Genomic DNA, 6,218 nt, shown 5'->3' on the forward strand with positions numbered 1-6,218 from the left:
CGCCGGCTCCCTACCGCAGCCGGACCCGCGTCATGCCGTCAGCGCTGCAGTGTCAGCAGACCCGGACGGTAGGGCAGGAGGCCGTAGTCGCCGCCGGAGTTGGGGCTGCGTCCCTGGTAGAGCAACTGCAGATTGCAGGGATCGACGGTCATGGTCTGATCGGGGCTGGTGCGGATCAGTTCGCCATGGCTGATGTCGTTGGTCCAGGTGGCGCCACTGTTGGCCTTGCCGGCGAAGGGATTGCTCTCGGTCGCGGCCTGGGGCGTCCATGAGCCGTTCAGACTGGTGGCCGTGAACGAGCGGAAGTACCGGCCCTGCGAGCCGATCGCCTCGACGATCATGAGGTAACGGTTCTGGCCCTGCAGCTTGTAGACCTGCGGGGCTTCGAACAGGTTGTTCGTCGTATCGCTCATGATCACTGTCGAGGTCGAACCGAAGCTGCCCGGGAAGTTCCCGATCGGCATACTGGCCCGGTAGATCTTGCCGTTGTCGCCGGCGAAGAACAGGTACATGTTCGTGCCGTCACCGATGAGCGTCTGGTCGATGGGCCCTGTTCCCGAGCCGGAGATGCTTCCGGAGAAGAGCACCTGCTCGGACGACCAGCCATTCGGGTTGGTGGGGTCGCTCGACGTCCGGTAGGAGAAGGCGGTCCCGCCCCACTGGTAGGCGAGCACCCAGATGTTCTTCGGCGCGAAGTGGAAGAGCGTGGGTGCGACGGTGGAATTGGACATCGTGTTCTGGCTGGCCGAGGCCATCTCCGGCCAATTGGTGAACAGGCCGAAGTTCATCGAACCCCACCTCGTCCCCGTGTCGTGCGTGGTCGCGTAGACGAGTTGTCTGCCGTTGTAGGGGGCGACGGTGAAGTCCTTGAGCGAGACCCACCCCTGCTTGGGCTGAGCCAGCGCGCCCGTTGATGTCCAGCGGTAGGTCGACGGAAGATCACACGGGCCGGGGGTGTCGGCGCCGACCTTGACGAGCTGCCACTGCTGGTTGGTGCCGCCCCAGTCGTCGTACTGGACGATGTTCGCGTTGTCGGCGGTGGAGGCGCCTTGTACTTCGAGGGCCTTGTTGCTGTGGCGCGAGATGAGCCTCACGTAGCCGTCCGAGCTGTCGGCCAGCCGCCACTGCTGGTTCGTGCCGTTCAGGTCGGCCCACTGGACGATCGAACCGCCGTTCGCGGTGGACCAGTTGTAGACGTCCAGGACCTTGCCCGAGTGGCGGGACTTGATGCGGTAGTAGCCGTTCCCGGAATCGACGAACTGCCACTGCTGCTGGTTCTGGTTGTTCCTGGTCCACTGGGTGATGCGGGCGCCGTCGTCGGTCGCCATGTTGTAGACGTCCAGGGCTTTGCCGCTGTTGCGGTTGACCAGCACGTACGAGGCGTTGGGGTCTACGGTCGCGGCCTCGGCGGGCTGGGCACCGAGGAAGGCGGCCATGAGCAGCAAGGGCGCAAGGACGCCGAGTAAGCGTCTTGGACGGACCGGGGACGGGTGGCGAAACCGCATCAGAGGGCCTCCTTGGGGTGGGGTGAGGTGATGCCGATGAACCGCGGAGCGGCCGCGCCGGGGGCGGGGACAGGTTCGAAAGTTTCGAAGTCATCCCGGTTCTGTGACGCCACAAGCTAGGAAGGCGGGGCCCTCTGGTCAAGGTCTGTCGTCGATCTGTCCACAAACAGTTCCTCCCTTTCGGGCATGACAAGCTGTCGAGCCGACCGGAAACCCCGCAAGTTNGGCTCGCCAGTCCAGGGCTCCGTCCGACTCGACGGGGATTCGAAAGTTTCGGACGAAGAGCGGAAACTTTTCTCGCCGCGAGGGTTGACGAGTTACCGTCAATCCCTCAATCATCCTGTCTGGTAAGCCGACCGTAGGTCGAGATTTCGAACCACATTGTCCTGGGCGGACTGCGCCGCCCGGCAGAGCCACGCACGGCTGCACGACAGATCCGCGCACCAAAACACCTGCGCCACCCCGTTCTTCGTTCCGGTGGGGCTCGCACCGACGCATCCTGACGCTTCGTGCAGTCGGAGAGGTATGCGACGCCGCGTGACGCCCCCGGCTGAGCCGCGATGGAGTACCCCCGTGCCTGTGTCGAGAGACCGCTGCCGCCCGGCGTACGTCACTTGGTGGCCGACCGGGCGCCGTCCGTGCCGGTTGAGATCCTCCCGGGTCCCATGACCGCGGTGTGTCCGGTGATTCCGTTGTTCCTACCTTGGAGGCACAGCCATGGGCTCTTATGCCCTTCCCAGACCCGTCGTCCGACGGAAGGTCCGCGTTCTGCTGTTGGCGCTGGTCGCCGGCGTCCTCGGCGTGGTCACCGCACTGGTCTCGCCGCCGACCGCACACGCCGCCGAGAGCACACTCGGCGCCGCGGCGGCGCAGAGCGGCCGCTACTTCGGTACCGCCATCGCCTCGGGCAAGCTGGGCGACTCGACGTACACGACGATCGCGGCCCGTGAGTTCAACTCGGTGACAGCCGAGAACGAGATGAAGATCGACGCCACCGAACCGCAGCGCGGCCAGTTCAACTTCACCGCCGCCGACCGCGTCTACAACTGGGCGGTACAGAACGGCAAGAAGGTGCGCGGCCACACCCTGGCCTGGCACTCCCAGCAGCCCGGCTGGATGCAGAGCCTCAGCGGCAGCGCACTGCGCCAGGCGATGATCGACCACATCAACGGCGTGATGGCCCACTACAAGGGCAAGATCGCACAGTGGGACGTCGTGAACGAGGCCTTCGCCGACGGCAGTTCGGGAGCCCGGCGCGACTCCAACCTGCAGCGCACCGGCAACGACTGGATCGAGGTCGCCTTCCGCACCGCGCGCGCCGCCGACCCGTCCGCCAAGCTCTGCTACAACGACTACAACGTCGAGAACTGGACCTGGGCCAAGACCCAGGCCATGTACGCCATGGTGCGGGACTTCAAGCAGCGCGGCGTGCCGATCGACTGCGTCGGCTTCCAGTCGCACTTCAACAGCGGCAGCCCCTACAACAGCAACTTCCGCACCACCCTGCAGAACTTCGCCGCCCTCGGCGTCGACGTGGCCATCACCGAACTCGACATCCAGGGCGCCTCGGCCACGACCTACGCCAACGTGGTCAACGACTGCCTGGCCGTCCCGCGCTGCCTCGGCATCACCGTCTGGGGGGTGCGCGACAGCGACTCCTGGCGATCGGGGGACACGCCGCTGCTGTTCAACAACGACGGCAGCAAGAAGCCTGCGTACACCGCCGTCCTCAACGCCCTCAACGGCGGCTCCACCACACCGCCGCCGGCGGACGGCAACACGATCAAGGGCGTCGGCTCGGGCCGCTGCCTGGACGTGCCCAACGCCAGTACCGCCGACGGCACGCAGGTCCAGCTGTGGGACTGTAACAACCGCACCAACCAGCAGTGGACGTCCACCGACGCCGGCGAGCTCAGGGTCTACGGCAACAAGTGCCTGGACGCCGCCGGCACCGGCAACGGCGCCAAGGTCCAGATCTACAGCTGCTGGGGCGGCGACAACCAGAAGTGGCGCCTCAACTCCGACGGATCCATCGTCGGTGTCCAGTCCGGCCTCTGCCTCGACGCCGTCGGGGGCGGCACCGCCAACGGCACCCTGATCCAGCTCTACACCTGCTCGAACGGCAACAACCAACGCTGGAGCCGCGCCTGACAAGGCCTGCCACAAACGAAAGGATGAATCGGTGACGGCCTACAGTGCGGCTTCCCTCGTCCCTCCACGAAGACATCGCTGATGGTCCCGGGTCGCCGCCGTGGTGGCGGCGACCCTCGCGATCGGCATGGTCTCAGCTCTTCCCCGCACGGTCCGACCGTCGGCACCGCCCAACTCCTGGGCCTGGAACAGGAGGCCGCCACATGCGGCTTCAGCCAGAGGCTCCCGGTCGACCGGCTCCAAGAGCACCTCGCTGCGGAAACGACGCACTACCTGTTCCCGACACTCGTGCACCGGCTTCGCCACCGTCCGGAGGTGTCGCCCCGGTGGAGGTGCCGGCTACTGCTGACCGTCAGGACCGTCGAGCAGACCTGGGGTCTGCTCGACGTCCTTCCCGAAGTGCCGCGTCAGGCAACGTTCACCCTGTCATGGCAGTAGCGTTGCGGTCGGGTGTCGATCTCCTACCGGCGCATGGGGGCGGTTTATGAATCAACAGTTGAACCTGGTGACATTGGGTGTCGAGGACTTGAAAGTCAGCCGCCAGTTCTACAGCCATGGCCTGGGCTGGACACCGCTGCTCGATCTGGACGAGATCGTCTTCTACCAGATCGGCAAGGGACTGGCCCTGGCACTCTTCCCTCTGGCTGACCTCGGTGCCGACACCGGACATGCGGCAACAGTCGGCACGTCCTTCACCCTCGCCCAGAACCTCGACTCACCCACCGAAGTCGACGAGGCCCTGCAGCGGGCCCGCGCGGCGGGAGCGACTGTCCTCAAAGAGCCGCAACGCGCGGCGTTCGGCGGCTACCACGGCTACTTCGCCGACCCCGATGGCCACCGCTGGGAGGTGTGCCACAACCCCGGCTGGTCGGTCGCGGACGACGGCACCGTGACACTGACGGCTGTCGAGGCGGCAGACGCGGAGGATTGACACCCTTCAAGCCTCTTGACTGTCAAGCTGTGCAGGCGGCTGAACGTGTGCGCGTCCGCGAGACCGATGACGATGAGGGGCAGCGCCTGCTGCGGATCATCCGCGCAGCCCATGGAGATGACCGTCGGTGACCCGGTCAAGCATCTGTCCGCCTGCGGTCCGGCCTCGCCCCTGCGGCTGGCCATGAACCCGTTCTTCCCGATGGAGCACCGCCTCGAGCGGGTCGTCGAGGCCACGGATCGGGCCGAGCGCCCTGTCGTGTATCCAGCCGAGAGCCGGAACGCGGACACACAGCCTGGTCACCTGCCGCCGGAGGTGGCCGTCGCCCTCGCCTGGCAGGCTCCCGTCCAGGCGCCCCCGCGCCGCCCCCGCCGTGCTGCCCGCCCCGCTGGCGGGCAGTAACCCCGTACGCAGTCCTTGGAGGCGCCCCTGAACCGCAACTCCCCGCTCGACCCGCCCACCCCAAGCGGCACCCGGTCCGCGTACCGGGTCGGCCCCCGGCACCTGGCCGGTGACGACGGACGTCTCTACGACGTCGTCGCGGACACGCTCGCCGGCCTCGGCTGGACCAGCCTCGCGATCGTCCGCGGACGTCAGGAGCCCGACGATGCCCTGGAGGACCGGCAGGTCCTGCGCAGCACCGTGCTCCACATCAGCCCCGACACCCTCCGGTGGGCGCAGTGGATGCCGCCCGACGAGCCGTTCCACCTGGGCGACCTGCCGATCGCGTGGCAGATCTCCGCCCGCCGGGACGGGACTGCGCCCCTTGCGCAGTGGTCCGCCTACTTCACCCTGGATGTGCCGGGCGAGGTTCTCGCCGACTTCCTCCTCGCGCTCGACGCCCGCGACGACCCCACCGCCGCGTATACCGGGCCTGGGCTGGTCCTCGATGCCGTCACGGCCCACGGCTGGCTCCGCGACGTCGACCAGCCCGACGCTGGCGCGGCGGACCCGACGTTCACCTCTCACCTCAGCCTCGGCGAGGTGCCGCCCCTGATCCAGGACGCCGACCCCCGCGTCCTGATCGTCGAGGCGGACGAGACGGGACCCGCCGGATGGCAGGCATGGGCGCAGCCTGCACTGGGCGCGCCCTTTTTGTGGGCCGCGTCCTTCGGCGCCAGCGTGCCGCACGACCTTGTCGCGGTCTTCGCCGCCTCCCTCAGCTCCACCGTCCCGGTCCTGCGCCGGGTGCTGCCCGAGAGCACGCGGGACCGACTCCTGCGCGCCCCGGCCGGCTGAGCGCAGGAACACCGCGCACATAAGCCCGGCCTCCCGCTTCGGGAGGCCGGGCTTCGTGGTGTTCCGGACTGATCGCTCACTGTCTCGGGCTGTCGCCGAAGGGTCAGGTACAACCACGGCGCCCCCGGTCGTTCGCGTGACCGGGGGCGCCGTGGCATACGGAGGAGTGTCAGCGGGCTGCTGTCGCCTTGGCGAGAGCCTGGCCGAGGTGCCGGTCGACGAGGGCGGGTGAGCCGGAGACGATCAGCAGCAGGTTTCCGGTGCGGACCGCGGTCTGCTTGACGACGCTCTCCTGTCCGCCGACGGAGAAGGTGAGCAGCCGGCTCCAGCGCTCGTCGCCGAGCTGGGGCGCGGACGTCTTCCGGGTGGCGACGTCGATCGCGTTGCTGCCT

Annotated in this window: 5 protein-coding genes and 2 pseudogenes; 5 read left to right on the top strand and 2 right to left on the bottom strand. The window is 67.7% G+C overall.

Annotation, left to right across the window (positions count from 1 at the left end; translation table 11 throughout):
- Positions 1-38 precede the first annotated feature (38 nt).
- Positions 39-1,505: a non-reducing end alpha-L-arabinofuranosidase family hydrolase gene (locus tag RH94_RS10970; protein ID WP_073947423.1), complete on the bottom strand. Its 1,467-nt coding sequence runs from the start codon at positions 1,503-1,505 to the stop codon at positions 39-41.
- Between the two features lie 717 nt (positions 1,506-2,222).
- On the opposite strand from RH94_RS10970, the gene RH94_RS10975 reads away from it, so the two are divergent.
- The 5 genes and pseudogenes from RH94_RS10975 to RH94_RS10995 all read left to right on the top strand — a co-directional run bounded on the left by RH94_RS10975 (position 2,223) and on the right by RH94_RS10995 (position 5,826).
- Positions 2,223-3,656 carry an endo-1,4-beta-xylanase gene (locus RH94_RS10975; RefSeq protein ID WP_073947424.1) on the top strand — a complete coding sequence of 478 codons (1,434 nt, stop codon included), beginning with the start codon at positions 2,223-2,225 and terminating at the stop codon, positions 3,654-3,656.
- A 127-nt stretch (positions 3,657-3,783) separates the two neighbouring features.
- Positions 3,784-4,055, top strand: a pseudogene (locus tag RH94_RS43005) (hypothetical protein); the annotation flags it as partial.
- A gap of 85 nt (positions 4,056-4,140) precedes the next feature.
- Positions 4,141-4,587, top strand: a complete 447-nt coding sequence (locus tag RH94_RS10985) for a VOC family protein (RefSeq protein ID WP_073947425.1) — start codon at positions 4,141-4,143, stop codon at positions 4,585-4,587.
- A 117-nt stretch (positions 4,588-4,704) separates the two neighbouring features.
- Entirely contained in the window at positions 4,705-4,989 is a 285-nt protein-coding gene (locus tag RH94_RS10990; protein ID WP_107428680.1) for a hypothetical protein, read from the top strand.
- 15 nt (positions 4,990-5,004) lie between these two features.
- Positions 5,005-5,826, top strand: a complete 822-nt coding sequence (locus RH94_RS10995) for a DUF317 domain-containing protein (RefSeq protein WP_073946049.1) — start codon at positions 5,005-5,007, stop codon at positions 5,824-5,826.
- A 169-nt stretch (positions 5,827-5,995) separates the two neighbouring features.
- On the opposite strand, the pseudogene RH94_RS11000 reads toward RH94_RS10995, so the two are convergent.
- Positions 5,996-6,218 (bottom strand): annotated as a pseudogene (locus RH94_RS11000) (hypothetical protein); the annotation flags it as partial.

Source organism: Streptomyces kebangsaanensis, assembly GCF_001906585.1.
Taxonomy (GTDB): domain Bacteria; phylum Actinomycetota; class Actinomycetes; order Streptomycetales; family Streptomycetaceae; genus Streptomyces; species Streptomyces kebangsaanensis.

Bases quoted from the DNA above. Each gene is read 5' to 3' on its own strand.
- RH94_RS10990 (WP_107428680.1), top strand. From the start codon at position 4,705: ATGACCGTCGGTGACCCGGTCAAGCATCTGTCCGCCTGCGGTCCGGCC.
- RH94_RS10975 (WP_073947424.1), top strand. From the start codon at position 2,223: ATGGGCTCTTATGCCCTTCCCAGACCCGTCGTCCGACGGAAGGTCCGC.
- RH94_RS10970 (WP_073947423.1), bottom strand. From the start codon at position 1,505: ATGCGGTTTCGCCACCCGTCCCCGGTCCGTCCAAGACGCTTACTCGGC.
- RH94_RS10985 (WP_073947425.1), top strand. From the start codon at position 4,141: ATGAATCAACAGTTGAACCTGGTGACATTGGGTGTCGAGGACTTGAAA.